Annotated in this window: 22 protein-coding genes and 1 pseudogene; 15 read left to right on the top strand and 8 right to left on the bottom strand. The window is 67.4% G+C overall.

Translation table 11 applies throughout. From position 1 onward, the window contains the following. Positions 1–27 precede the first annotated feature (27 nt). The 4 genes and pseudogenes from H7F38_RS13740 (at position 28) to H7F38_RS13755 (ending at position 3,528) form a co-directional block, all read left to right on the top strand. Positions 28–552 carry a GNAT family N-acetyltransferase gene (locus H7F38_RS13740; RefSeq protein WP_187090406.1) on the top strand — a complete coding sequence of 175 codons (525 nt, stop codon included), beginning with the start codon at positions 28–30 and terminating at the stop codon, positions 550–552. A 307-nt stretch (positions 553–859) separates the two neighbouring features. Then, positions 860–1,155, top strand: a pseudogene (locus tag H7F38_RS26670) (DUF1203 domain-containing protein). Positions 1,156–1,330: 175 nt separating this feature from the next. After that, positions 1,331–3,259: a potassium transporter Kup gene (locus H7F38_RS13750; protein ID WP_187094703.1), complete on the top strand. Its 1,929-nt coding sequence runs from the start codon at positions 1,331–1,333 to the stop codon at positions 3,257–3,259. 26 nt (positions 3,260–3,285) lie between these two features. Further along, complete coding sequence (locus tag H7F38_RS13755) at positions 3,286–3,528, top strand: hypothetical protein (protein ID WP_187090407.1); 243 nt, start codon at positions 3,286–3,288, stop codon at positions 3,526–3,528. Positions 3,529–3,570: 42 nt separating this feature from the next. On the opposite strand, the gene H7F38_RS13760 is transcribed toward H7F38_RS13755, so the two are convergent. Together H7F38_RS13760 and H7F38_RS13765 are read right to left on the bottom strand one after the other, a co-directional pair. Then, positions 3,571–4,551 (bottom strand): LacI family DNA-binding transcriptional regulator, encoded by a 981-nt coding sequence (locus H7F38_RS13760; protein WP_222618056.1) that lies wholly within the window; start codon positions 4,549–4,551, stop codon positions 3,571–3,573. Position 4,552: 1 nt separating this feature from the next. Next, a complete protein-coding gene (locus H7F38_RS13765) occupies positions 4,553–6,544 on the bottom strand; it encodes an aldo/keto reductase (RefSeq protein WP_187090409.1) in 1,992 nt (663 codons plus the stop codon). Positions 6,545–6,769: 225 nt separating this feature from the next. Here H7F38_RS13765 and H7F38_RS13770 point away from each other — a divergent pair, with 225 nt between their 5' ends. After that, positions 6,770–9,118: a pyruvate dehydrogenase gene (locus H7F38_RS13770; RefSeq protein ID WP_187090410.1), complete on the top strand. Its 2,349-nt coding sequence runs from the start codon at positions 6,770–6,772 to the stop codon at positions 9,116–9,118. 48 nt (positions 9,119–9,166) lie between these two features. Here the strand turns inward: H7F38_RS13770 and H7F38_RS13775 are convergent, their stop codons facing one another. After that, positions 9,167–10,438: a diguanylate cyclase gene (locus H7F38_RS13775; RefSeq protein WP_187090411.1), complete on the bottom strand. Its 1,272-nt coding sequence runs from the start codon at positions 10,436–10,438 to the stop codon at positions 9,167–9,169. A 594-nt stretch (positions 10,439–11,032) separates the two neighbouring features. Beyond that, complete coding sequence (locus tag H7F38_RS13780; RefSeq protein WP_187090412.1) at positions 11,033–12,316, bottom strand: MFS transporter; 1,284 nt, start codon at positions 12,314–12,316, stop codon at positions 11,033–11,035. A 157-nt stretch (positions 12,317–12,473) separates the two neighbouring features. On the opposite strand from H7F38_RS13780, the gene H7F38_RS25605 reads away from it, so the two are divergent. Next, a complete protein-coding gene (locus H7F38_RS25605; RefSeq protein WP_222618057.1) occupies positions 12,474–13,817 on the top strand; it encodes a glycoside hydrolase family 26 protein in 1,344 nt (447 codons plus the stop codon). A gap of 31 nt (positions 13,818–13,848) precedes the next feature. Here H7F38_RS25605 and H7F38_RS13790 read toward each other — a convergent pair whose 3' ends face one another. From H7F38_RS13790 to H7F38_RS13800, 3 genes are read right to left on the bottom strand one after another with little or no spacing between them, the layout of a single operon-like run. Beyond that, positions 13,849–14,316 carry an anthrone oxygenase family protein gene (locus H7F38_RS13790; protein WP_187090413.1) on the bottom strand — a complete coding sequence of 156 codons (468 nt, stop codon included), beginning with the start codon at positions 14,314–14,316 and terminating at the stop codon, positions 13,849–13,851. A gap of 54 nt (positions 14,317–14,370) precedes the next feature. Beyond that, a complete protein-coding gene (locus tag H7F38_RS13795) occupies positions 14,371–14,868 on the bottom strand; it encodes a Clp protease N-terminal domain-containing protein (RefSeq protein ID WP_187090414.1) in 498 nt (165 codons plus the stop codon). Next, the gene (locus H7F38_RS13800; protein WP_187090415.1) at positions 14,861–15,097 is read right to left on the bottom strand and encodes a helix-turn-helix domain-containing protein; all 237 of its coding nucleotides are present in this window, start codon (positions 15,095–15,097) and stop codon (positions 14,861–14,863) included. Before H7F38_RS13800 ends, H7F38_RS13795 begins: the two co-directional genes overlap by 8 nt. Before the next feature lie 178 nt (positions 15,098–15,275). Between H7F38_RS13800 and H7F38_RS13805 the strand changes: the two genes are divergently transcribed. The 7 genes from H7F38_RS13805 (at position 15,276) to H7F38_RS13835 (ending at position 22,322) form a co-directional block, all read left to right on the top strand. Continuing rightward, positions 15,276–16,283, top strand: a complete 1,008-nt coding sequence (locus H7F38_RS13805) for an ABC transporter ATP-binding protein (protein ID WP_222618058.1) — start codon at positions 15,276–15,278, stop codon at positions 16,281–16,283. Continuing rightward, positions 16,280–17,176 (top strand): ABC transporter permease, encoded by an 897-nt coding sequence (locus H7F38_RS13810; protein ID WP_187090416.1) that lies wholly within the window; start codon positions 16,280–16,282, stop codon positions 17,174–17,176. Before H7F38_RS13805 ends, H7F38_RS13810 begins: the two co-directional genes overlap by 4 nt. A gap of 46 nt (positions 17,177–17,222) precedes the next feature. Beyond that, on the top strand, positions 17,223–17,654 hold the full coding sequence (locus H7F38_RS13815; RefSeq protein WP_187090417.1) for a hypothetical protein: 432 nt from the start codon (positions 17,223–17,225) through the stop codon (positions 17,652–17,654). A 125-nt stretch (positions 17,655–17,779) separates the two neighbouring features. After that, a complete protein-coding gene (locus H7F38_RS13820; protein ID WP_222618059.1) occupies positions 17,780–20,617 on the top strand; it encodes a bifunctional YncE family protein/alkaline phosphatase family protein in 2,838 nt (945 codons plus the stop codon). A 350-nt stretch (positions 20,618–20,967) separates the two neighbouring features. Further along, complete coding sequence (locus H7F38_RS13825; protein ID WP_187090418.1) at positions 20,968–21,318, top strand: VOC family protein; 351 nt, start codon at positions 20,968–20,970, stop codon at positions 21,316–21,318. 138 nt (positions 21,319–21,456) lie between these two features. After that, positions 21,457–21,906: a helix-turn-helix transcriptional regulator gene (locus H7F38_RS13830; protein WP_187090419.1), complete on the top strand. Its 450-nt coding sequence runs from the start codon at positions 21,457–21,459 to the stop codon at positions 21,904–21,906. Between the two features lie 5 nt (positions 21,907–21,911). Continuing rightward, positions 21,912–22,322 (top strand): VOC family protein, encoded by a 411-nt coding sequence (locus H7F38_RS13835; RefSeq protein ID WP_187090420.1) that lies wholly within the window; start codon positions 21,912–21,914, stop codon positions 22,320–22,322. 97 nt (positions 22,323–22,419) lie between these two features. Here the strand turns inward: H7F38_RS13835 and H7F38_RS13840 are convergent, their stop codons facing one another. Further along, positions 22,420–23,277 carry an SDR family oxidoreductase gene (locus tag H7F38_RS13840; protein ID WP_187090421.1) on the bottom strand — a complete coding sequence of 286 codons (858 nt, stop codon included), beginning with the start codon at positions 23,275–23,277 and terminating at the stop codon, positions 22,420–22,422. Between the two features lie 87 nt (positions 23,278–23,364). Here H7F38_RS13840 and H7F38_RS13845 point away from each other — a divergent pair, with 87 nt between their 5' ends. Both H7F38_RS13845 and H7F38_RS13850 read left to right on the top strand, forming a co-directional pair. Beyond that, positions 23,365–24,081 carry a TetR/AcrR family transcriptional regulator gene (locus tag H7F38_RS13845; protein ID WP_187090422.1) on the top strand — a complete coding sequence of 239 codons (717 nt, stop codon included), beginning with the start codon at positions 23,365–23,367 and terminating at the stop codon, positions 24,079–24,081. Positions 24,082–24,464: 383 nt separating this feature from the next. Next, positions 24,465–25,616 carry a glycosyltransferase gene (locus H7F38_RS13850; protein WP_187090423.1) on the top strand — a complete coding sequence of 384 codons (1,152 nt, stop codon included), beginning with the start codon at positions 24,465–24,467 and terminating at the stop codon, positions 25,614–25,616. Positions 25,617–26,214: the final 598 nt, after the last annotated feature.

Consider the following 26,214-nt stretch of genomic DNA (forward strand, 5'->3'; position numbering starts at 1 on the left):
AGGAGTCGTTTCGCCTACTATAATCACATGACGTGGATCATTCGTGATGCCCAGACCGCCGATGCCTGCGCCTGTGCCGCAATCTACCGACCGTACGTCGCCGAAACGGCCATCACCTTCGAGACCCAACCCCCGTCCGAGGCAGAAATGGCCCAGCGCATGGCAACTGCCGCTGCCACTCATGCCTGGCTGGTGCTGGAGGAGCAGGACCGGGTGGTCGGATACGCCTACGCGCACGCCTTTGCCTCTCGCGCGGCCTATCGGTGGGCGTGCGAGACCAGCATCTATCTCGAGTGGGGACGCCGTCGAACCGGTGGGGGACGTGCCCTGTACGAAGTCCTGTTCAGCCGCCTGGTGGCCCGCGGACTCCGCCGAGCGATCGCGGGAATGACCCTGCCGAACGAAGCCAGCCAGGGCCTGCACCTGGCCCTGGGTTTTGAGCCCGTCGGTACCTACCGCCAGATCGGCTGGAAGAACGACGCATGGCACGACGTCGCGTGGATGCAGAAGACGATCTCCCTCGAGCCGGATCCGCCGGAGGAGCCACGATGACCGGGCGTCGCAACGGTCTCGATGACCGATCGACCAGCACTCACGGATCGAGACCCGCTGCCAGGGCGGCGAAGTGACAGGCTGCCCGGTGTGAGCGTTCCGCCGCCATCGTCTGTCAGATCACCCTCGTCTGGCGTGGATCCCCCCCGTCTGGCGTGGATCAACTTCCCAGGCATGGACGAAAGTGATGACTTCTGTCCCACCCGTCCCAAAAGGGCGAAGTTGATCCATGCAGCCCGCGTGACGGTGCTACGGGTCGACCGCGTCACGTACATGGTGCATCTGATTGCGGCGGGCTCGTTGACTGATGGAAGTCGTCGCCGGCGGCGGTGAGCCGCTGCGGTGCTGTCTTCGCGACGCACGACCCGGCGAGGCGTGTTTGCTGTCCGGCTACGAGCCCGAGCTTCCGCCGAGTCCCTATCGAGAGATCGGGGCCATCTCCGCGCCTACGACGACCGGGGCTGGATCCACGGAACCACGACGATGCACGACGGATCCGACCCGCAGTCGGCAATCCGGAGCATCCTCGCCGACCCGACGGTGGTTCGTCTGCACAGCCGCAATCCTGCGCACGGCTGCTTCATGTGCGCCGTCAGCAGGTGAGGCTCCGGCGTCGCCCACGCCGCGTAGGTGTTTACCCCGTTGATGCTCGGGCACACTCTCTTGCATGAGCGAAAGCAAAGACTCCGTCAAGAGCGGCAGCCGAGACGGGAAGGGCACCGGTGCCGGTGCGGCATCGGGCGCCCCCGAGGGATCGCCCGGGCAGGCCGTCGAGGAGATGGCGGTACCCGCTGCACCACAGGGGAATCCGCGTCATCCGGCGGTCCGCAACGCCAGCCTGGCCGGGCTTGCGCTCGGCGCCATCGGCGTCGTGTTCGGTGACATCGGGACCAGCCCCCTCTACGCAATGCAGACCGTCTTCGCCATCGACGGCAACTTGGTCAAACCGACTCCCGCGGACGTCTACGGGGTGATCTCGCTGGTCTTCTGGTCGATCACCCTGATCGTCTCGATCAAGTACGTCGTCTTCATCCTGCGGGCCGACAACGACGGCGAGGGTGGGATCATGGCCCTCGCGGCCCTGATCCGCGAACGTCTCGGTTCGCGCAGCCGCCGGGTCGCGGTGGCGATGGTGTTGGGCGTCGTCGGCGCGTCCCTGTTCTACGGGGACAGTCTCATCACCCCGGCGATCTCGGTGTTGTCGGCGACCGAGGGCATCGAGGTGGTCGCGCCCGGCGCGCACAGCTTCGTCCTGCCCGTCGGCATTGCGATCGTGGTGGTGCTCTTCCTCGTCCAGCGTCTTGGCACGCACCGCATCGGCCGGCTGTTCGGTCCCATCATGATGCTGTGGTTCCTGGTCCTCGTGTTGACCGGCCTGCCCCACATCGTGGCCCGACCCGGAATCCTGCGGGGCCTGTCACCGAGCTACATCGTCAGCTTCGTCGCTCAACATCCCTTCACCGCGTTCATCTCGATGGGGGCGGTGGTGCTCGCCATCACCGGGGCAGAGGCGCTGTACGCCGACATGGGGCACTTCGGTCGCCGGCCGATCCGGATGTCCTGGTTCATCGTGGTCTTCCCGGCCCTGACCATCAACTATCTGGGCCAGGGCGCTCTGATCCTCGACACGCCCGCTGCCATCTCGAACCCGTTCTACCTGCTCGCCCCGAGCTGGTCGCGGATCCCACTGGTCGTGTTGGCCACCTTCGCCACCGTGATCGCCTCGCAAGCCGTGATCTCGGGCGCCTTCTCGGTCTCCCGGCAGGCCGTCCGGCTCGGCTTCCTACCGCACCTGACCGTGCGGCACACCTCGAAGGAGGAGAGCGGCCAGATCTACGTCCCCGCCGTCAACTGGCTGCTGTTCGCGGGAGTACTGGTCCTGATGCTCGCGTTCCGATCTTCCAGCAAACTGGCCACCGCCTACGGTCTGGCCGTCACCGGGACGCTGATCCTGACGACGACGCTGTTCCTGATCCTGGCCGGTTCGAGCTGGCACTGGCCCGGGTGGCGACTGATCCTGGTCGGGGTGGTGTTCGGCGGGGTCGAGCTCACCTTCTTCGCCGCGAACCTGACGAAGGTCGTGCACGGCGGCTGGCTGCCGTTGCTCATCGCGGTGATCGTGGTGACGGTGATGATGACCTGGCAACGCGGTCGTCGGCTGATCACCGGGCGGCGGGTCGAGGCCGAGGGACAGTTGACGGACTTCGTGGAAGAGATACGCAAGCACCCGGTGCCCCGGGTACCGGGTACCGCCGTCTTTCCGCACCCCGGCAAGGAGACGACGCCGCTGGCGCTCCGGGCGAACACGGACTTCAACCACATCCTGCACGACCACGTCGTCATCATCTCGATCCAGTCGGAGAACGTTCCGCACATCGCACCCGACGAGCAGGTCACGGTCGACGACCTCGGCTACGGCGATGACGGGATCGTGCATCTGGCCGTCCGCGTCGGGTTCCAGGACGAGCAGAACATCCCGGCGGCGCTGCGCAAGGCCGTCGGGATGACTCCGGAACTGGAGCTCGAACCGGATGAAGCGTTCTACTTCCTGTCGCGGATCACCATCGAGCAGGGGAGCGAGCCCGGTATGGCCAACTGGCGCAAACGTCTGTTCATCGCCCTGGTCCACAACGCGGCCAGCCCCGCGGTGTATTTCAAGCTTCCCGAGGACCGCACGGTGGTGATGGGTTCGCGCATCGATCTCTAGCCAGACCCCACGCTCTACTGTGGGGTGTGCCCAGCTACCAGATCACCATCCTGTTCAACGACGCCGCCGCCCCACTGGTCCTGGATCTGCCTGACACAGATCTGGAGACCGCCGAGAACCTGACGGCCGGCATGCGTGACGAGGTCGAACAGGGCAGAGAAGTCGACGCGCCGGTGGTCACGGCCCGGGCGCCCGACGGCTCCGACCTCGCTCTCGAACCGGGCCGCATCGTCTCGATCGACCTGGAGGAAACCCCCGACCCCGGGTGATCGCCCCGGGTCGATGGCGGTGCCGCAGAGCGCTCCGTCGGTTCAGGTCGACTCGCCGAGGTCCAACGTGTAGGCCACCCGACGGTGGGAGTGCGATCCCCCGCCGGGCAGGGTGCCCGCGTGCATGCTCAGCACCAGGTCCAGCGCTTCCCCTGCCACACGGTGCATGTCGATGGCCAACGTGGTGAGGCGGGGGGTGATGAAACGACCGATTCCCAACCCGTCCACACCGATCACCCTGACCTCGCCCGGAACATCGACCCCGGCCAGGCGAAGTGCCCGCAGCACACCGATTCCCATCAGGTCGTTGTAGGCCACCACCGCGTCGGTCCCGGGATGGTCGAGCAGGAGGCGGTCGGTTCCGTCCAACCCGCCCTGCAGATCGGTGGATTCGGACACGACCCGGACCGGATCGATGCCGAGGGCCGTGAAGGCCCCCAGGAAGGCGGTGGCACGCGGGCTCGGCCGGGGATGGTCGAAGACCACCGGGTGCGCCACCCCGCGCTGGTGCAGATGGGCAACGGCGTCCTCGACTGCCTCCGTCATGTCGAGTTCCACACAGCCGTGGCGTCCTGCCCTTACGCCAGGGTCGATCTCGACCAGTGGCAGATCGGGAAGTCCGTCACGGCGGGCCGACAACCCGATCCGGGTGAAACTGATCAGCGCGTCCACCTGCCCGGAGAACTCGTCGATCAGGAACTCGTCGGCCGCGGCGTGGGCCCGCTCGCCCAGGATCACGTTCCAGCCCGCGTCAGCGGCGAGACCCAGTACGGCAGAGGCAAGTTCGGCGTAGTACGGGTTCGTCAGGTCGTCGATCAGCAGACCCAACGTCCGGGTCAGCGGTTTCACCAGTCCCCGTCCGAACCGGGACGGCCGGTAGTGCAGTTCCCGGGCCGCGGCGAGAACCCGTTCGCGGGTGGCGGCATTGATGCCCGGCATGTCGTTGACCGCCCTGGTCACGGTCTGCCGGGACACCCCCGCCGCTGCCGCGACGTCGTTGATCGTCGCGGGCCTGCCGGCCACGTCAGTCCCGCAGATCCAGCCAGGCGACCTGCGCCGCATCGAGTTCCACCGACAGGCCGGCCATCGACGACCTCGTCTCGGCGATCGTCCTGGGTCCGAACAGTGGGAAGGTCGGGAACGGCTGCGCCAGGACGAAGGCCAGTGCGACGGCCGTCGCCGGCACCCCGAGCTCGGCCCCGAGCTGCTCGGCCCGTGCCTTGCGCTCGAAGTTGGAATCGCTGTAGTAGCAGCGCACCAGCTCGGCATCGCTGCGATCGGCCGCGTCCCCCCGCGCGAAGAAACCGCGGGCCTGGGAGGACCACGGAAGCAGCGCGATCCTCTTCTGCGCCAGCCACGCCTTGGACGCGGCATCGGTCATCCGGAGGCACCCGACCCAGGGGACGTCGTAGGCCTCGGCGAGTCCGAAGTGGTTGCTGAGCACCGAGAATCCGCGCTTGCCGTTGGCCGCCGCGTAGGCGTCGGCCGCATCGACCCGTTCCGGTGACCAGTTGGACCCGCCGAACACCGTGATGCGTCCGGCGTCGACGTGCTCGTTGAGCACGTCGACGAACTCACCCACGGGGACGTCGGTGTTGTCGCGGTGCAACATGTAGATGTCGGCGACGCCCTGCTGCTGGCGTTCGAGCGATTCCAGCAGCTGACGAGTGAGCGATTCGGGATCGCAGTACGGGGTGTGTGCGCCCTTGACGACCACCACCACGTCGTCGCGGATGTCACGGTTCGCGACCCACTGCCCGAAAAGCTTCTCGTACTTGCCTCTTCCGTACTGCCAGGCCGTGTCGAAGGTGTTTCCGCCCGCCTCGAAGAAGTGATCGAAGACGGCCGAGGCGTACGCCAGGTCGGGCTGGTTGTCACACCCCATGATCAGGCGGGAGACCGGCTTGGCCAGCCCGGGGATGGTGCCGTAGCGCATGCTCGGCCGGGTGGCGACGGTCAGCGGTAGACCGGAAACGGTAGGGATGGGGGCGGTGTCGGTCTCGAACGGATAGCGCAACGAGATCGCTTCACGCCAACGGTCGAGAACCCTGGCGTTGCCGAGAGAGTCCTGCAGCGACATCTCGACGGCGTCACCAGCGCCATTGGCGACCGCGCGGGCCAGCGCGTCCGCTTCGAGCGCGTACGGCTGGTGGTCCGCGGTGTCGGAGGCGAACGAGAACACCTGCGGCTCGGCGCCGACCACGCGCAGGGTGAGTGCGGTGTCGGTGCGGATGGTCCATGGATCGGCCAGTGCGATCGACCCGCCGGACCCGTAGACCGACACCGTCTCCGGCTCGGCCAGGCGCACGCCGGTGCGGACCGAAGCGGTGATCCCGCCGGCGAAGCTCAGCTGGGCCACCGACCATTCGTCCACCCCGGTGACGCCGATCGTTCCGCGTGCCTGGACGTCGGTGGGCTCGGCGAAGGCCTTTCCGGTGGCGGCACCGGCGACCGCGCGAGCGATCGAGACGGGATAGCCGCCGACGTCCAGGATGCCGCCGCCGGCCAGCTCGGGGTCGAACAATCGCCCGGTGGTGGATGACGTCGCGAACGAGAACCCGGCGTCGATGTGCAGGACGTCGCCGATGGCACCCTCGGAGACCAACCGGAGGAGCATGCGCGTCTGCGGGTGGAAGCGGTACATGTAGGCCTCGACGACCGTCACGCCGGCCTCGCGGGCCGCATCGACGACGGCCATCACGCTCCCGAAGTTCGGTGCCAGCGGCTTCTCGACCAGCACGTGCTTTCCGGCCCGGATCGCGGCAAGGGCCAGGCGGGCGTGGGTGGTGTGCACGGTCGAGATGTAGACGGCGTCCACCGCGGGGTCGGCGAGGATCTCCTCGTAGCTGCCCGCCCGCACGTCATCACCGGCCTCACCGGCCAGGGCCTTCGCCCGGCCGGGGTCGGAGCTTCCGACGGCCACCAGCCGTCCGGAGCGGCTTGCGGGCAGTTGCGAGATGAACCTGCGGGCGATGGCGCCCGGGCCGAGAACGGCCCAGCCACATGTGTTGTCCATGGGGATACTCGGGGGGAGAGGGGGCCGTGAACGTTCACGGTCTGCGGCAGCCTAGGGTTCGGTCATCGCTGCTGTCAACGACCCGCCGGCGATGGTGGACACGCTTCCCGGCGGTTCCTGCTCGGGTCATCCGGAGCTGTCGACTTCTCCGACCACACGTGTGAGGCTTGCGCAGCGGCGCGTGCCACCGCACCAGCATCGTCACGCCACCAGGGATGAGCGACCATGAGCGAACTTCTCGAGCACCCGATCCCGGCCGGTCGGGCCCCGGACGAGGCCAGTCTGGCGACACTGCGGCAGATCTCCCAACGAGTCCTCTGGCTCTCCACCGCCATCGTCGACGCTGCGAACCGGGGCCGCGAGAACACCACCGGGATCAAGGTGGGTGGCCACCAGGCGTCGTCCGCGTCGATGGTCGATGTGATGGTGGCGCTCTGGTTCCACGAGCTCACCAGCCAGGACCGGGTGTCGGTCAAACCGCACGCCTCGCCTGTTCTGCATGCGATCAACTACCTGCTGGGTGATCTCGATCCGAAGTACCTGACGACCCTGCGGGAGATGGGTGGGTTGCAGAGCTATCCGAGCCGGCTCAAGGACCCCGACACCGTGGACTTCTCGACCGGTTCGGTGGGAATCGGGGCCACCGCGGCGCTGTGGGCCGCCATGTCACACCGGTACGTCCGTTCGCACCTTCCCGACGCGCCCGGAGCCGGCCGGTTCATCAGCCTGCTCGGCGATGCCGAACTGGACGAAGGTGCGATCTGGGAGGCCGTCGCGGACCCGTCGGTCTCCTCGCTCGGTGAGCTCCTGTGGGTGGTGGACCTCAATCGGCAGTCCCTGGACCGGGTGGTGCCGGACATCCAGATCCAACGGCTGCAAGGCATGTTCGCTGCAGCGGGATGGCAGGTGATCACCGTCAAGTGGGGCCGGCGGATCAGCAAGATCTTCGAGCGCCCCGGCGGTGACGAGCTGCGCCGGCGCCTCGAGGAGATGTCCAACGAGGAGTACCAGCGGATGCTGCGGGTACCGCGCCCGGAGATCGCCGGCCGGATTCTCGCCGACGGAGGCTCAGAAGCCCTGCACGCGTTGGTGAACGGGATGATCGACGAGGAGCTGACCGCCGCCGTGAGGGACCTCGGTGGCCATGACCTCGGACTGCTGATCGACACCTTCGACTCGGTCGACCGTCATCGCCCCAGCGTGGTGTTCGCCTACACGGTCAAGGGACGTGGACTGGCGACCGAGGGCCATCCCAACAACCACTCGGCGCTGCAGACCGGCGCTCAGATGGAAGACCTCGCACGCGAGAGTGGCGTCGACATCGCCGATCCGTGGCGGACCTTCGATCCGGACAGTCCTGCCGATGTGCTGTGCCGTCGACGGCAGGTCCAGCTGCGGCGCCCCCAGGTCGAGGTGACGGCAGACATCCTGATGCCGGTCTCGCTCGGGCATCCGCATCGCAAGCCGTTGTCGACGCAGGCGGCCCTCGGACGGCTGCTGGCCGACCTGCCGCGTGACGCTCCATCAGTAGCGGCCCGGGTGGTCACCTGCAGTCCTGACGTGGCCTCCTCGACGAACCTCGGCGGCTGGATCAACAAGACCGGGGTCTGGGCGGTGCGGGCGCGCCGCGACTGGTTCGCCGACGACGCCGAACGGGTACTCCGCTGGGCGGAGGCCAGCAGCGGACAACACATCGAACTGGGAATCGCGGAGGTGAACCTGGTCGGCCTGCTCAGCGAACTGGGAGCCACCTGGAGCCGGTGGGGCGAGCGGCTGATCCCGATCGCGACCATCTACGACCCGTTCGTCTCCCGGGCGCTGGAGCCCTGGTCCTACGGCATCTACGCCGGTGGCCAGTCGATCCTCGTCGGTACCCCCTCGGGTGTCACCCTGGCGCCCGAAGGCGGTGCGCACCAGTCGATCACCACCCCGTCGATCGGTCTGGAGCAGCCGGGTTGCGTGGCCTGGGAACCGGCCTCCAGCCAGGATCTCGAGTGGTGCTTCCTGCACGCGATGTCGCAGGTCGGGGTCGTCGGCGGCACGTCCTCCTACTTCCGGCTGTCGACAAGGCCCGTCGATCCGGCATCGTTCGCGGTGCCCCAGGAGCCGATGCTGCTGGAACGGCGCCGGCGGCAGGCCGTCGCCGGCGGCTACCGGGTGAGCGGTCACGACCCGAAGCTGGAGCAGGTCACGCTGGTGGGTGTCGGTGCGATGATGCCCGAGATCTTCGGGGCGGCCGATCTTCTCGCCGGTGCGGGGGTGACCGCCGGTGTCATCTGCCTGACCAGTCCCGATCTGCTGTTCCGGTCGCTCCAGCAGCGGGGGAGTCGGGCGCCGGCAGGCTCCGACATCCTGGACATGCTCTTCCCGGCTGCCTGTCCGACCCCGTTGGTCACCGTGCTCGACGGACACCCGCACACCCTGGCGTTCCTTGCCGCTGCGCGGGGCGATCGGATCCGCTGTCTCGGGGTGAGTGGTTTCGGGCAGTCGTCCAACCTTCCGGATGCCCATGCCCTGCACGGCATCGACATCGCGTCCATCGCCGACGCCGCACTGACGTTGCTGGGTCGATAACCGTCCGCGGTGCCCGGACGACTGCACCGGAGCGGGCACGGCCCGGGGTCAGGCGGCGCGCACCCGGTTCCGCCCGTCTGCTTTCGCGATGCGGAGCGCCTTGTCCGCACGACCGATGAGAGGCTGGAGTTCCGGGGCAACCAGGCCGGGTTCGTGACTGGCCATGCCGACCGACATCGTGATGGTCAGGTCGTCGTCGAAGTGCAGCGCACTCACCGCGGTCCGCAGTCGTCCGGCCACCGCGTCGGCCTCGGCCGCGCTGATCGCGTCCAGGACGACGACGAACTCCTCGCCACCGAACCTGCCGATGCCGTCGTGTCCTCGCAGTTCGCGGCGCAGGCACTGAGCCACGGCGGCCAGCACCCGGTCGCCGACCTGATGGCCGTACATGTCGTTGACGACCTTGAAGTGGTCCAGATCGCAGAACAGGATGGTGACCGTCTGGCCGTGCCGGTGGCTGTGCGCCAGCACGGCCTGCGCATGTTCGGTCCAGGCCGGCAGATTGGGCAGACCGGTCTTGGGATCTGTCCGTGACGAGCGATGCAGCGAATTCACCAGAGAACTCCGGTGCAGGTACGCGGCCAGGATCAGGGCGACAGGTGTGAGGGCCAAGGAGTGCACGAGGAACTCGGCCGTGACGATACCCAGCGCCAGGGTCGCGATCTCGTAACCGAAGGAGTCGGAGTCGGGGAGCATCGCCCGCAGCGTCGGGGGCCGTCGCACCAGGCACATACCCGTCAGCAACACCCCGAAGTTGACCAGGGTGAAGACCAGTAGAGCTGCGATCACCACGACGGGGGCCCGCAGACCTCCGCGCAGGACGTCACCCCCGCCGTCCCAGGTCACCAGAGCGCCGGCGGCTTCCGCCGACAACATCACGGTCGCGCCGGCGAAGATCACCCGATACGGCACGCCGGTCCGGTCGCGGCAGCGACGGACCAGGTACTGCCCGTACAGGAGGGCGACCAGCACGGCTGCCCAACCCGAGGGAACCGTCAGGACCGCGGCGAACGCCCAGACCGACACCTGGTTGGACGCCACCTTGTCGCCACCGGGTGAGAGGTATCGCTTCAGCCGTTCGATCCGGGCGCCTGCCTCGGCATACCCGATGGCCAGAAAAGTGAGCACGCCGAGCCGGACCCATTCGGCGGTGCTCACGCGTTGGGCCACCAGGAGGGCGACCGTGATGGCGACGGCGGTCAGTTCCACCAGGAGAAGGAACACCTTCGCTGGGTGGGGAACGGTTCGTAGCTGCCAGTGACGAAGTGTCCACGAACGGGTGGCAGGGGTGGGCGGAGATCTGCGGCTGATCTTCGACATCCGGCGCCACCTCTTCCCCATGAAAACAAGCACGAGACAACGTAAACCGAAGCCGGACGTGCACGAACTCTGAACCAGACCGTACCGCAGCGACTCGGTCCCGGGCAGGGGCTCGGCCGCGGCCATCGGGGTGACATTTGGACGATCTCTAGCGATAGTTGCGTAGAAGAGTGAACCGAGGGACGTGATGGCTGTGAGCAGAGCGTGGGACTGGTGACCAGAAGAGGCCGTGAGTGTGACGCATTCGAAGGGGAGGTGGAGCAGATGAGCAGAGCTTGGGATTGGTGAGCAAGTGCGGAAGGTGACCGGGATCGATGCGAACGGAGGTGGGGCAGATGAGCAGAGCGTGGGATTGGTGAGCAGGTGCGGAAGGCGACCGGGATCGATGCGGCAGGGGGTGATGGCAGTGAGCAGAGCGTGGGATTGGTGAGCAGGTGCGGAAGGCGACCGGGATCGATGCGGCAGGGGGTGATGGCAGTGAGCAGAGCGTGGGATTGGTGACCAGGTGCGGGCGGTGACCGGGACGGATTCATCAGGGGGTGATGGCAGTGAGCAGAGCGTGGGATTGGTGAGGACGGCAGGATCCGGGTGCGTTCAGCGCTCGGCTGGGTCGATCGGGTGGTGTCGATATCGGACCAGCATGAGCGCGCTTCCCAGGACCACAGCCGCTCCACCTGCAGCGGCGATGGCGGTAGAGGGCGCGGCGAACTGCGTGATCAGGCCGCCGGCCAGGAGGCCGACACCCTGAGCACCCAGCAGTCCCGCCGAGGCGATGGCGATGCCCTGGCCCCGGATGTGCGGGGAAATCGTCTGGACGAACTCCGTGACGACCTGGACCTGGTAGCCGGTGAAACTCCCCGCGAAAGCCCAGAACAGGCAGCTGAGGATGAGGCCGGGGGCAGTGAGGCAGGCGACCAGGGGCAGGCCGGCCGCGGCAGCGAAGGGACCCAGCAGGGCGGCGCGCGTCGGTGCCGACAGACATCTCGTGTAGAGGACCGTCCCGACCAGTACGCCGGCCGGACCGGACGCCAGCAGGATCCCGACACTCTGCGGACCCCCGCCGAGCTGGGCCGCATACGGGGCCGCCAGACCTTCCGGGACGACGATGAGTCCCAGTAGCCAGGAGAAGGCCAGGAGGGTACGGAGCCGGGTGTCCCCGAACACTGCGCGGGGACCATCCAGCCAGTGGCGTTGTCGGTGGTGCTGTGGTTCAGGTGATTCAGAGGTCGCCGAAGGAGTGAGATGCGTCACTAACGGACGACAGCGCACCCCGAGGCGAATGACGACCGCCGAGACCAGGAAGGTTGCGGCATCCACGGCCAGGGCCGTACGGGGGCCGATGGCCGCCACCGCCAGACCGCCGACGGCGAAACCGGCCAGCTGGGCGGCCTGGCTGGTCGCCGACCGTAGTCCCAGCCCCATCGGATAGTCCGACTTCGGGAGGATGTCCACGACGAGAGCGGACTCGGCGGCCTTCCAGGGGGTGCCGACCAGTACGGACAGCACGAGCAGGGAGGCCAGGACGGTGATCGAGAGGTGCGGGATCGTCATCGCGGCGAGCAGTGCGGCGCGGATCAGGTCGCCGGCCACCAGGAGCGCGCGGCGCGGCAGACGGTCGGCCAGGTGCCCGAGAAGGACGCTGCCCACCAGTGCCGGCAGGAAGGTCAGGGCATAGACGGCCGCGGTGGCCAGCCCGGATCGGGTGCTGTCGAAGACCAGGACCGACAACGCGACCCGGGCGACCTGATCGCCCAGCAGCGACTGGATGTCCGCCAGCCACAGCAGACGGAACTCGCGGATGCGGAGGACCGCCGTGAATCCTGGAGCCGGGGTTCCGACGGTTTCTGCATCGGGTTGACCCGTGGAATCGACCGGCATGTGGATCAAGGTAGCTGTCGGGTCGGACACCGAGATCGACCGTCATCGCGATGCGGCGGGGTCCATTCGACTCGAAAACACGCTGTGTAGTCAGAGTCTGAATTATTTCACCCTGGGTGACACCGGGACGGTTCGATCAAGCTGAAACAATTCAGACATGCGTAGAACCTTCTTCCGATCGCTGATTTCGTTGACGGCAGCAGTCGTGCTGACCTGGGCGGGCTTCAGCCATGCGGCGGCGTCGGCGTCGCCGGCGCGGCCGGCGGTCGCGGAGAAGCCGGTCCCGGCAGTGGCGAACGTGGCGCCGGTGGCGGCCGCCGTCACCCAGGTCATCGCCGCAGCTGCCAGCATCGACGTGGGAGTCGCGACCAGCTCGGCGATGGCCGCCCCGACGTCGGCCGCCGCGACCGCTCCTGCCGCGACCGCGCCTGCCGCGACCGCTCCTGCCGCGACCGCGCCTGCCGCGACCGCTCCTGCCGCGACGGCTCCTGCCGCGACGGCTCCTGCCGCGACGGCTCCTGCCGCGACCGCTCCTGCCGCGACGGCTCCTGCCGCGACGGCTCCTGCCGCGACGGCGCCCGTCACGACGGCGCCCGCCACGACGGCGGCGGTCACAAGCCCGGCTGGTGCGGCATCTCCGCAGATCAGCTACGCCCACCTCAGATTCGGTCTCGGTACCCCCGGGGGTTTCTACGATGACTCCGAGCTGCCCCCGGTCGAGTCTGCGGTCGGCGAGGTGCCGTCGGTGATCCTGGCCTACAGCGACTTCACGCAGGGGGCACCGATCGCCGGACTCGACGCCGTCACCAGCCGGGGCCAGACGCCCCTGCTCACCTGGGAGCCGTGGCAGGCGGGCAGTGCCGATCAGCCGAACTACTCACTGGGCCACATCATCTCGGGCGATTACGACACCTACATCAGGTCCTGGGCGAGCGACCTGAAGAGCTGGGGGAAGCCCGTGATGCTGCGCTTCGCTCACGAGATGAACGGCAACTGGTACCCCTGGTCCGAGCAGGTCAACGGGAACCAGCCGGGCCAGTACGTCGCGGCCTGGCGTCACGTGCACGACATCTTCACCAGGATGGGCGATCACAACGTCTCCTGGGTGTGGAGTCCGAACGTCGTGTACGACGGCTCGATCGCGCTGCACGAGCTGTACCCGGGTCCGGGCTATGTCGACGTGGTGGCGATGGACGGCTACAACTGGGGCACCACCCATTCCGACTCGGTCTGGACGAGCCCGGCCGATCTGTTCGGCTCGACGCTCTCACAGGTACGGAGGATCGCACCCGGTCTCCCGATCATCATCGGTGAAACCGCTTCGGCCGAGTCCGGTGGTTCCAAGGCGGACTGGATCACAACCCTGTTCTCCTACCTGACGTCCCAGCCGGACGTCACCGCCGTGGTCTGGTTCGACTACAACAAGGAAGCGGACTGGCGGATCAACAGCTCGGACGCCTCGGTTGCGGCTTTCAAGGCAGCGCTGTCCTCCCGGAGCTAGACGGTGCCGGGCTCGACCTCCGTCCCGGGCGCTACCTGAGAACGGGGCCGGCCACCAGCAGTGCAAGCCCGGTCATGCCTCCGACCACGCGCAGGAGGTGGAAGGAGACCCATCGGTCGCGAAGCCGCTGCCAGTCCGCCGGCATCGTCGCCACTGTCCAGGCACGGATCTGCGTGACGATCGGTACCTCCACGAACGCTGTCACCAGCAGGGTCATCAGGAACAGTGCGAAGCCGAACAGCGTGGGGTAGAACGTCTCCGGCCGGGATCGGTAGGAATTGACCAGTACCGCGATCATCGACGCCAGGGCCACGGGCATCAGGACCCCCATCACCGATCCGAGATTGCGGTCCATCCGCTGCACGAGAGCCAGTAAAACGGTCGGCGAGAAGCTGTTCATCGAGCGACTCACGGCCAGCCATGGCCCCCAGAACACCCCGGCCACCAGTGCGGCCAGCAGGATGCTGGCCAGGTCCAGAATGCGACCTGTGATCGTCATCGGTCAGTGCGGTTCGTCGGCATCCAGGCAACCTAAGTTGCTCATTCGACTTTGTCAACGTGTGTTGCTTGTCCTGGCCTGCATCTGTCCCAGGCGAGCGACGAGCGCGGGTCGGTCGACCCCGACGATCGCCAGCGCGCGCGGCACGGTACCGATGTCGGCCCGGAGAATGCCGACCAGGACGTCGATCTCGGGGAAGCGCCGACGTAGGCCGTGGGTCGGGGAACGATGTTCCCTTGCTCTTGCTGCCACGACGGAGGCACCCCAGGTCGGCTTCCTGGTCCGCGGGGTAGCGGTCAGGTCCTGGGCGTCGATGGGGGTGACGCCGGCGGTGGCCAGGCTCAGCAGGCGTTCCTGGCGGAGGGCGGCCACCAGCGCCCCGTGCGGGAGGCCCGCTTCGAGCAGGACGACCCCGAGATCGCCGGCGGGGTCGGCGGTCAACGCCAGCAGGACGTGCTCGGCCTCCACCGTGGCGCTGCCGCGTCGAACGGCCTCTGCGACGCACCTCCGGACGAGCCCGCGCATGCCACGGGTCAACCAGTCGTCATCCATGGCGCCTCCTCAATTCGATCCCGGCCTCGACCAGGCGGTGCAGGTGCTTCTTGTGCACGGCCTGGCGTGTGACACCCAGGGCCTGGGCCACCTCCGTCCACGACCAGCCCTCGCGCATGGCCTGCTCGACACCGGCATCCTCCATGCGGTCGGCCAGTTCTCGGAGCGCGACGACGGCGGCCAGTCGATCGGCCGGGCCCCCGGTATGGGCTGGCGGGGGCGAGGGCATACAGGCAACCTAGGTTGCTCCCGGTGTCCGGTCAAACCGTGGTCGGGACACCGGGTGCGAAGAGTGTCCGGTTTTCGAGGCGGGCGTCAGGACGCCGCGGGTGCGAACCATCTCTGGACACCGGATGTTCATCTTCTGATCCCTTGAACGGGTCGCGGTCATTGCGTTACCTGTAGTCGTGAGGTCTTCCGGGGGTACCGCTGTGCACGCCATCAGACCGGCAGTGGAGACGGCACCGCCCGATCCGGTCCTGGTGTTGTCCGGACTGTCCAAACGTTTCGGAGCAAGGGTGGCGGTGGACGATGTCTCGCTGACCGTTCACCGGGGGCGTATCCACGGCCTGCTCGGGCCGAACGGGGCCGGCAAGACGACCACGCTCCGCATGGTGCTCGGCGTGGTCCGGCCCGACCTGGGCACCATCGAGCTGGACGGTCGCGCCCTGACCCCCGACGTCCCCCGCGGCCGTTGTGGCATCGCCGGTTTCGTGGAGACACCGAACTTCTACCCCTATCTCAGCGCGAGCCGCAACCTGGAACTGCTGTCGGCGTGGGACGGGCCGATGGCTCATCGCAAGGTCGAGGAACTGCTGGAACGCGTGGGTCTGGCCGACCGGGCCCACAGCAGGGTCCGCGGCTTCTCCACCGGAATGCGGCAACGCCTCGGACTGGCCGCGGCGCTGATCAGCGACCCGCAGGTCCTGGTCGTCGACGAACCCACCACCGGGCTGGATCCGGCCGGCATCAGGGACCTGCACGCGCTGCTGACGCAGTTGGCGGCAGCCGGCCACACCATCGTGTTGTCCAGCCACGACCTGGCCGAGGTCGACCAGCTGTGTACGGACGTGTCCGTGCTGCGGTCCGGTGCGGTGGTCTACGACGGCACCATGACCGCGCTCCGCGACCGGGCTCCGGCACACGCCTGGCGGCTGCGCACCTCGGACGACGAGCGTGCCGCCGAATTGGCGACCGGGCAGGCGCAGCTGAGCGTCCACCCGGGATCGGGTGCGCTGATGGTCGCTGCGGGGACCGCGGAACTGGACGACTACGTCATCGCTCTTGCTGCCGCCGGGGTGGCCGTCCGTGAGTTGCGCCGCGAGGATCTACCGTTCGAATCGCTGTTCTTCCAACTGACCGAACCTGCCTCCGACCCCCCGCAACCGCTGCTGTCCGGGCGGTCCGACCAGTGACCGAGAACCTGCTGGTTCCCATAGGTTCCAGGACGGGGGAGCGCTCCGGCCCTGCGGAGCAACGGGACCGGATCAAGCATCCGCTGTGGCTCACGTATCAGTGGGAGCTGGAGAAATTGACCGCGCAGTTCCGCACCAGGCTCGCCCTGGTGCTCGCCCTGCTGGGACCTGCACTGTTCGCCGTGGGCCTGAAGTTCGCCACCGACGTACCGGCAGACACGTTGTTCGGCCGCTGGGTGACCGACTCCGGGTACGCGGTCCCGCTGGTGGTACTGGGTTTCGCGGGTTCGTGGGGGTTTCCGCTGCTGGTCTGCCTGATCGCCGGGGATATCTTCTCCGCCGAGGACCACTACCGCACCTGGACCTCCCTGCTCACCCGTTCGGTAGGCCGCCGCAGTGTGTTCGGAGGCAAAGTCCTTGCTGCGGCCACCTACTCGGTTCTGATCGTCGTGCTGCTGACCGTGAGCAGCGTGCTGTCCGGTCTGCTGCTGGTCGGGCGTCAGCCGTTGGTCGGGCTGTCGGGCAATCTGCTGGGCTCCTCGCAGGCCGCCTTGCTGGTGCTGTCGGGTTGGGCGTCGGTGCTGCCTGCGGTCCTCTCGTTCGCGGCGTTGGGTGTGCTGGTGTCGGTGGCCACCCGCAACAGCCTGGCCGGGATCCTGGTGCCCACCGTGCTGGGACTGCTGCTGCAGTTGCTCCTGCTGGTCGGCGGGGTGATGGACGGCGTCCGGGCGTTCCTGCCGGGGGCCTCCTTCGTGGCCTGGGTCGGCTTGTTCGCCGCCCCGTCCTTCGTTCGGCCGATGCTGATCGGCGTCGGTTGCTCGCTGGTCTACGGCGCGCTCTTCCTCATGGTGGCGTGGACGCTCTTCCGGCGCCGGGACGTGACCGGTGCCTGACCTGGGCGGGTCGGCCGACCTCGGGCCGGGAGGGCGAGATCACCGCGTGGACAGAAGGTTCGGGCTACCTCTGATGGCCGTCGCGGCCGTGCTGGGGCTGGTGCTGAGCGGCTGCGGTGGACCTGCGGTGACCAACAGCAGGTTGCAGGCTGCCGTCGGGGTGAGCTTTGCTCGGTTGTACGTACTGCAGCAGAACGAACTGGGTCATGATGTCACCGCGCCGGACCCGTCGTCGGTCTGCGTCCGCAACGGCTCGGCGGCCCTCACCGGGGCCGGCAGCTGGACCTGCGCCGTGCATTTCCCCTCTCCGGACGGTCACATCCAGCCGCTCTCCTTCGATGTCGAGGTGCAGCCCATCGGCTGCTACACCGCCGCCGGGCCACCGGCTGCGGTGGGGCCGCAGAACATGCAGAGCGCGTCCGGTGCCATGGTGACCAATCCACTGTTCACCTTCGACGGGTGTTTCGACGTCACCTGATCGGGAAGCTTGGCGTTCGCACAGCCTTTTCAGGTCTTGTTCATCAAATGTTTCATCGCAACGGGTCTCGATGCTCCTAGCGTGGCTAACGGCCCGCGAAGATCCGTCGGGGATATTCGACGTCATTGAAAGTCAGGGATCAGAGGAAAATGCGCACATCATTACGAACCGGACAAAGCTCCCGGTCGAGATCCGGCCGGAAGGTCCGAGGCACCACGGTGGCGGCGATCGCGGTGGGTGCCCTGGTGCTGACCGCCGGCGCGGCCACCGCGGTCGGTGCCGCCGGTGGTTTCGGCCGGAGCACGGTGGGGACCACCGACGCCCGCGGCGTCCTGCTGCCGTCCAACCAGCGGGTCAAGCCGCTGGGTGAACGGACGTTGGTATCGAACGGGCGCCTGCTGTCCAGCGTGCTGAGCCCTGACGGCCGGCACCTCGCTGCGTTGAGCTACGAGCACGGCACCGGCTTCCTGACGGTGTTCGACGCCGAGGCCGGCAAGATCCTGCAGCAGATCGGTACCGGGGTCGGTGCCGATGCAAGGCTGGGTGACGGCACGGTCGCCGCGGACGGGCCGTACTACTCGGCCGACGGCAGAACCCTGTGGATGTCGCAGACCTCGGATCTGCTGCGGTTCGACGTCAATGCCGATGGCACGGTGGCCGCGGCCCCGGTCAAGATCACCCTGATCAACGCCGCAGGTCCGGAACTGCCGTCCGGCATGACCGAATCGGTGGATCACCGCACGCTCTACGTCGCGCTGAACGGCGCGAACACCCTGGGCGTCATCGACATCGCCACCAACACGGTGACCCGGCAGATCGCGGTGGGCAACGCGCCGCGGCAGGTCGCACTGGTCGGGGGGAAGTTGTTCGTCTCCAACGAGGGCGGCCGTGTCGCCACCGCGAACGATTTCACCAACCTGTCGGACAACACCCCGGTGGTGGCCGACAAGGTCACCGGCGCGGCCACTTCCGGTACGGTGTCGGTCGTCGATCCGGCCGCGGGCACGCAGATCGCCAGCATCAAGGTCGGCCTGCAGCCGACGGCGCTGAAGGTCTCCGGTTCCACCCTGTTCGTGGCCAACTCCAACGGCGACAGCGTCTCGATCATCGACACGGCCAAGCGGACTGTGACGCAGACCTTCAATGTCGCGCCGCTGCCCGGATCGACGGTCGGCAGCAACCCCAACGCGATCGAGATGACCGATGGCAAGCATCTTCTGGTGAGCATCGGCCGCGACAACGCGCTGGCCGTCTACGGCTACAACGGACCGTCGGCCCCGGTGCAGTACGAGGGTCTGATCCCGACCGACTGGTACCCGGTCAACGTGCAGGTCGACCACGCCACCGGCAAGATCATCGTGACCAACGACAAGGGCATCGGAGCACGCGGGCCTCAGACGTCGATCAGTGAAGGCCCCGACGCAAACGTGGTCACCGGCCACAACACGTACAACGACACCGGTTCGCTGACCCGCTTCGCGGTGCCGACCGAGGCTGACCTGGCCGGTCTGACCCACCAGGTGTTCGTGAACAACGACTGGCAGAAGCTGCTGCAGAATACGCCGCTGGCCCAGGCCCAGGCCCGGCCGGTGGCGATCCCGGCCACTCTCGGAGCGCCGTCGACGATCAAGCACGTGTTCCTGATCGTCAAGGAGAACCGCACGTACGACCAGGTTCTGGGTGACATCGGCAAGGGCAACAGCGATCCCTCGCTGACCCAGTTCGGTGGCAGCGTGACGCCGAACCAGCATGTGCTGGCCAATCGGTACGGGCTGTTCGACAACTTCTACGACGAGGGCACGCTGTCGGCCGACGGCCACAACTGGCTGATGCAGGCCGATGCCAACGACTACATCGAGAAGGAGTTCGGCGCCTTTTACCGGAGCTACCCGGCCCAGGGCGGCGACGCGCTGGCCTACCAGCGCAACGGTTTCCTCTGGAACGCGGCGCAGAAGGCCGGCAACACGGTCGCGGCCTTCGGCGAATACGCCAATTTCCAGACGTTGCCCGCCACCGGCGCACCGACCTGGGCCGACTGGTACCAGGCCAGCCAGGTCAAGGAGGGGAAGGTGCCGGGTCCGTCGCCGATCGCCGACGGCCAGTACCCGACCTATTCCGACATTCCCTCCCTGAACAAGGTTCTCGACCCGGCCTACCCGAAGTTCAACACCGACATCCCGGATCAGTACCGGGTGGACATCTGGCAGCAGAACTTCGCCAAGGCGGAGCAGGCCGGCAAGCTGGCCAACCTGAACCTGCTGTGGCTGCCCGATGACCACACCGCCGGCATCTCGGGCAAAGATCCGTACCCGACCGCCCAGGTGGCCGACAACGACCTGGCCGTCGGCCGGATCGTCGACACCATCAGTCATTCCAAGGACTGGAAGGACTCGGCGATCTTCGTCCTGGAGGACGACTCGCAGGCCGGCACCGACCACATCGATGGTCACCGCGCCCCGCTGTACATCGTCAGCCCCTATGCGAAGACGAATGTCGTGAACAGCACGTACTACTCGCAGCTGAACGTGGTGAAGACGATCGAGCAGATTCTTGCGATCGCCCCGATGAATCAGGAGGACCGGGCGGCCGAGCCGATGACGGACGCCTTCACCAACACCGCGAACCTCAAGCCGTTCACGGCGGTGCCCAACCAGATTCCGCTGACCTACGGACTCCAGGTCACGACTCCCAGTGGCGCCAAGGCGAATGCGGTGACGCCGCAGGCGGTCCCCAGCGTGCCGGCGGCGGCGGGAGCCTTGGTTGCGCAGTGGCAGATCTGGAGCAACCACCAGAACTTCGGCGGCATCAAGGCCACCGAGGATGCCTCGAATCCGGCGCTCCTCAACCGCCTCGACTGGTACACCGCCACCGGTTGGGTCAAGCCGTACCCGGGGGACAAGAGCATCCTGGGTCCCTATCAGGTGCCGGGCTGGGACCGGCCGGCCGCTGAACTCGGAGGCTGACCCCGGGCGTCCCACAGAACGGCAGGCGCGAGTCGCCGCCGCCCGGATCCACCGGGCGGCGACGGCTCGCGTTGCTGTTCCTGGAGCGAGATGTTGCCCCCGGGATCAAGGCCGCGGCGGGTTCTGTCAACAACGGACCAGGGGTCCGAGCCATGATGGAGTCGAAAGCGTTCGCAGCGTTGTCGTGCGCCTTTGTCATCGGTGACGACTGGCGCATCGCGCCGGCTGCCCCAGTGGCGCCGGCCGTGGTGGCACGAGCAGGGACCAGACCGGTCAGGAATCAAGAAGCGCAGGCCCGTACCCGTCACTAACGTGACAGCTTCGCACCCCACCACGACCTCAGGAGTGAAATGACCACCACCCAGGGCATCAGGACCGTGCTGCATCCCGTGGCGGATCTGGAGGCGGCCAAGGCGGTCTACGCGGCTCTGCTCGGCGTGGCGCCACAGACCGACTCGCCCTACTACGTGGGCTTCGTGGCCGCCGGCCAGCAGATCGGACTGGTGCCGAACCGTGGACCACAGGGCATGGCCTCGCCGGTGGCGTACTGGCACGTCTCCGACCTCGGGGTGAAGATCGCCGAGATGATCGCGGCGGGTGCCACGGAGAAGGAGTCTGCGCACGACGTGGGTGGAGGTCGCCTGATCGCCACCCTGACCGATCCGGATGGCAATGTTCTCGGCCTCATCCAGGACAACTGAGCCACCACCTCGGACTCACGACAGCCAGGTGCGTCCATGTGTTTCAACCGCTCTCGGCCGTCAGGCAGGCCTGCCAGACGAGTTCCGCCCAGCGCCCGCGCTATCCCGCAGCCGGCCGGGTATGGCACGATCTCGAAGATGACCGGCCGTCCCGCCCTGGCGCAACGTCTGCGTGATCTCGCGCTGCTGCGGCGTGTCCGGGATCGGATGGACCGGGAGTACGCCCAGCCGCTCGATGTCGAGGCACTCGCCCGTGGCGTGCACCTGTCGGCCGGCCATCTCAGCCGCGAGTTCCGGCGTGCGTACGGCGAATCCCCCTACAGCTACCTGATGACGCGGCGGATCGAGCGTGCGATGGCGTTGCTGCGCCGGGGCGACATGAGCGTGACCGAGGTGTGTTTCGCAGTTGGCTGCTCGTCGTTGGGCACGTTCAGTGCCCGCTTCACCGAGCTGGTCGGGGTGGCGCCGAGCCTCTACCGCCGGCAGACGGTGCCCGCGACGGCAGAAATGCCGTCCTGCGTGACCAAGCAGGTGACCAGACCGGTAAGGATTCGAGACGCGCCGGCCACCGAGCCGCAACCAGCGTGACCGCCATGGACATCACCGTTCATTCCAGTTTTCTCCCGCAGGACGATCCGGATGCCGCCCTGGCCTTCAACCGCGACACGCTCGGCTTCGAGGTGCGGCTGGATGTCGGCTACGACGGAATGCGTTGGATCACGGTCGGTCCCGTCGACCAGCCGAGCACGTCGATCGTCCTGCACCCCCCGGCCGCCGACCCTGGCATCACCGAGGACGAGCGCCGCACCATCCTGGAGATGATGGCCAAGGGGACCTACGCGCGCCTGCTCCTGGCCACCGCCGATCTCGACGGCACCTTCGAGAGGATCCGGGCCAGCGGGGCCGAGATCGTGCAGGAGCCGATCGAGCAGCCCTACGGGGTTCGCGACTGCGCCGTCCGGGATCCCGCGGGTAATTTGATCCGTGTCCAGGAAAAGCGGTGATCCAGCTGATTTCTGGAAAGGGCAGCCCACGTGCGGTCGACACTGGCTCACCTGTGACCGATTGTCTGGCTTGATGTTCGACCCGGCTTGGTCTGGCCTAGTGGACGGCCGGCTGGGCGAGCACGTCGCGTGCCGTCAGTGGTTGACGGTTCAGCAGGGTGCCGAGCAGCGGGTCGACCCCGGCGAAGAAGCCCTGTTCGGCGGCATGGTACATGCCGAGCAGGAACCGCACCATGAACTCCTTCTGCCCGGCCGCGACCTGCGCGGCCACCCATTCCTCCGCGTCCATCACGACCAGCCGGATCATTCGGCCGGACACCTCGGACGCGATGGCGGCAATCTCCTGGAACGTCGGCGCCGCGCCCGCGGTCAGGGTCGTCGGACCGTCGTAGGCGTCGTTGGACGTGAGAATGACGGCCGCGGCCTCGGCGGCGTCCGCGCGGGCCGTCCACGACACCGGTCCGTCGGCTGGGACCGTGATCACGCCGGTCTCGCGCCACGGACCGGTCAGCCAGCTCAGGCTGTGGGCGTAGAACCCGTTGCGGAGTGAGGTCCACGGGATTCCGGACTCGACGAGCAGCTGCTCGGTGGCGGCGTGGTCGCGTCCCGGCCCGAACGGTGTGTCCGATGCCGCGCCCTGATGGCTGGTATACAGGATGCGCCCGACCCCGGCGGTGACCGCTGCGGCGATTGCGTTGCGGTGCAGGCTGACTGCATCGGCGGCCGGGTCGCTGGAGGACACCAGGAGCAGTTGGTCGGCGCCCTCGAATGCGGCCGGCAGGGAGTCCGGGTCGGCGTAGTCGCCGTGTCTGACGGCCGCGCCGCGATCTGCGAACCTCAGGGCTTTGGCCGGGTCGCGGGCGACCACGACGATCTCGGTGGCGGGTACTCGCTCGAGCAGGTGGTCGACGGTCGCGCCGTTGAGCGCGCCGGTTGCGCCGGTGATGACGATCATGATTTGTCCCTTGATGGTAGCGATGGTATCAATGCAACGGTATCACCGGAAACATACTGCTAGCAAGGATGCGTTATCGTTGGCAACATGATCGAAACGACCAGCGCCCGGGCCGACACGCGGTCGAGGATCGTCGAAGTCGCGGCGCGACTCCTCCAGGAGGAAGGTCCCGCTGCGGTCACCACTCGTGGCGTTGCCGAGGGGGCCGGTGTGCAGGCCCCGACCATCTACCGCTTGTTCGGTGACAAGGACGGCCTGCTCGACGCAGTGGCCGAACACGTGATGGCCGCCTTCGTGTCCGCCAAATCCGAGATCGTGAAGGCCGCCTCCGCAGCAGATGTCGATCCGCTGGAGGATCTCCGGGCCGGCTGGGAAACGCAGATCGATTTCGGTGTCGACAATCCGGCTCTCTTCCGGCTGCTGAGCGATCCCGCCCGGGTCGTGCCATCGCCGGCGGCCCAGTCGGGCAGGAAGGTGCTGGAATCAAGAGTGCATCGGGTGGCGGTGACCGGCCGGCTCCGGGTGAGCGAGGCCCGCGCGGTCGACCTCATCCAGGCTGCCGGCATCGGCACCATCCAGAGTCTGCTCGCGACAGTCCCTGATCAACGCGATCCGGGCCTGGCCGGCGCCATGTACGAGGCGGTGCTCAGGCAGATCATCACCGACGCTCCGGAGCGCTCGGATGACGGATCGAAGGCGACGGCCGTCGCGTTCCGGGCAATAGCGCACCGACTTGACGTGCTGAGTGAATCCGAACGTCGGCTCCTGGCCGAGTGGCTGGACCGTGTGATCAACGCCGGCTGAACGAAAGCTCTGAATTCCATTCGTCAGGCCTGCCACGGTGAGCTCGCCTTCCGGGCGTCGGTCGGATGGCGATAGATCAGCGGATCAGTGTCGGGTGAACGCTTCATCGTTATCAATTCCGATGTCGCAGAAGCAGATGTCGTGTCGCAACAGAGGGAATGGAGCTCAACCGACACCATCACGCAGATCACCGAAATAGGTGGGGCTGTCGATGATCACGAGTGACCCTGGCAGGAGGAGCCCAGTATCTGGAACGCGAGTCCCGGCGGAACCCCGTGAATTTGCTTCCGATGCAACCACTTCGGTGGCTAGACTCACCCGCGTCGGTAGATCGAGGCGAAGCCCCGCATGGTGGGTCCGCGGTTGGCGACCTGGAGGCTGGTGTGCGGGTTCTGTTTTCGTCGACCTCCGGGCTTGGCCATGTGTATCCGTTGGTTCCGCTGGCGCGTGCGTTGTCGACCGCTGGACACCAGGTGCTGTGGGCCGGGCACGCCAGTGTCGGGGCGCTGGTCAGCTGGGCCGGGCTGGCGTCAGCTCCGGCCGGGTTGCAGGGCGCCGGTTTCACGGCCGTGATCGACGATTTGCGTCGTCGGGGCAGGCAGCTGCCGCCGACCGAGCGGGCGGCGTTCATGTTTCCCCACGTGTTCGGCAGCGCACTGCCCCCGGCGATGGCAACCGGGTTGCTTGCTCTGGCGCGGGAGTGGCACCCCGACCTGCTGATCCACGAGCAGGCCGAAATGGCCTCGCCGTTGGTCGCGGCGGTGATCGGTGTGCCCAGCGTGATGCAGTCCTACGGGGGCGCCGTCCCGCCGGCCATCCTCACCGAGGCAGCGGACCGCCTGGAGTCCCTGTGGCGTGCGTACGGGCTGGCCATCCCTGCCTACGCCGGCTGCTTCGACGCCCCGTTCCTGGACATCTGCCCGCCGAGCGTTCGGCCGGTGCCGTTGACCCACGTCCCCATCGTGCAACAGCTCCGACCAACCCCGTACGCCGGGCCCTACCAGGACGGCCTGGTCGTCCCCGGGGGCTCGGACCCGCTGATCTACCTGACCCTGGGCACCATCCCCGGAACGACGGCCACCCTGTCCGCTGTCCTGCGCGCACTGTCGAGGATGTCGGTCCGGATCATCGCCACTGCGGGGCCGGAGGCAGATCCGGCTGCGCTCGGGGAGCAGCCCGCCCACATCGCCGTCACCCGCTATGCGCCCCAGACCCAGATTCTTCCGCTGTGCGACGCGGTCATCTCCCATGCCGGGTCCGGCACCTTCCTCGGTGCCCTGGCCCACGGACTACCCCAGCTCTGCCTACCTCAGGCCGCGGACCAGTTCCGCAACGCCCACGCGTGCGTGCGCGCAGGCGCCGGGCTCGCCCTGCACCCGGACGACGCGACGCCGAGCGCCATCGTGCAGGCCACCTGGGCACTGCTGGATCAACGCCCGCTCCGGGACCACGCCGCACGTATCCGAATCGAGATCGAGGCCATGCCGACACCGGAGGACGTCGTTCCGCTCCTTGAATTTCTGACGACCTCGTGATCGCCTCGGACTATTGCCCTCAGGCTGTCTGTCGTCGGGTGTGCACCACGGGAATGAGGCCAGGGGTAGGCCGGTGGTGGGGAACCCAAGTCCGTTGCTGACGAAGACGATGCGTTCAGCACCGACCACACCAGCGGCGATGTTCAACCACGCAGAAGTTGATGCAGCTTGCGGCGGAACGCAATTTCACAGCTTGTACATGTTACGGCGCTGCAGTTTTCAATGGATGCCGACGGTCATCGGCATGGGGTTGACGGCACGACGTACGATGCCGATCTGCCCGGATGGACCCGTTCGACCCTAACGAATCTGCGCGGCCACGCAGCACGGCAAGCACAGGTGGCCGGTGCCGTCGTGGGTGCAGTCCCGCTCCCACTGCACTTTCCGTCGCTGCTGTTGGCTGAGTCGCAGGGTCAATTGGCGGAACAGGTTTTCCCATCTCACCTGTCCGATGGTGGTGCGTCTGGTTGAACGGAGGATGACTGCGATCTGAACTGCGCTCGGTGGTCCGGGAACGTCTTGACCATGGATGACCGCGCTCAAGTGATACCGAGCCAAGACAGCGGACCCACTGCCGACACCTCATGAGCTGCCGTAA

Origin of the sequence: Nakamurella sp. PAMC28650, from assembly GCF_014303395.1 — a bacterium.
Lineage (GTDB): Bacteria > Actinomycetota > Actinomycetes > Mycobacteriales > Nakamurellaceae > Nakamurella.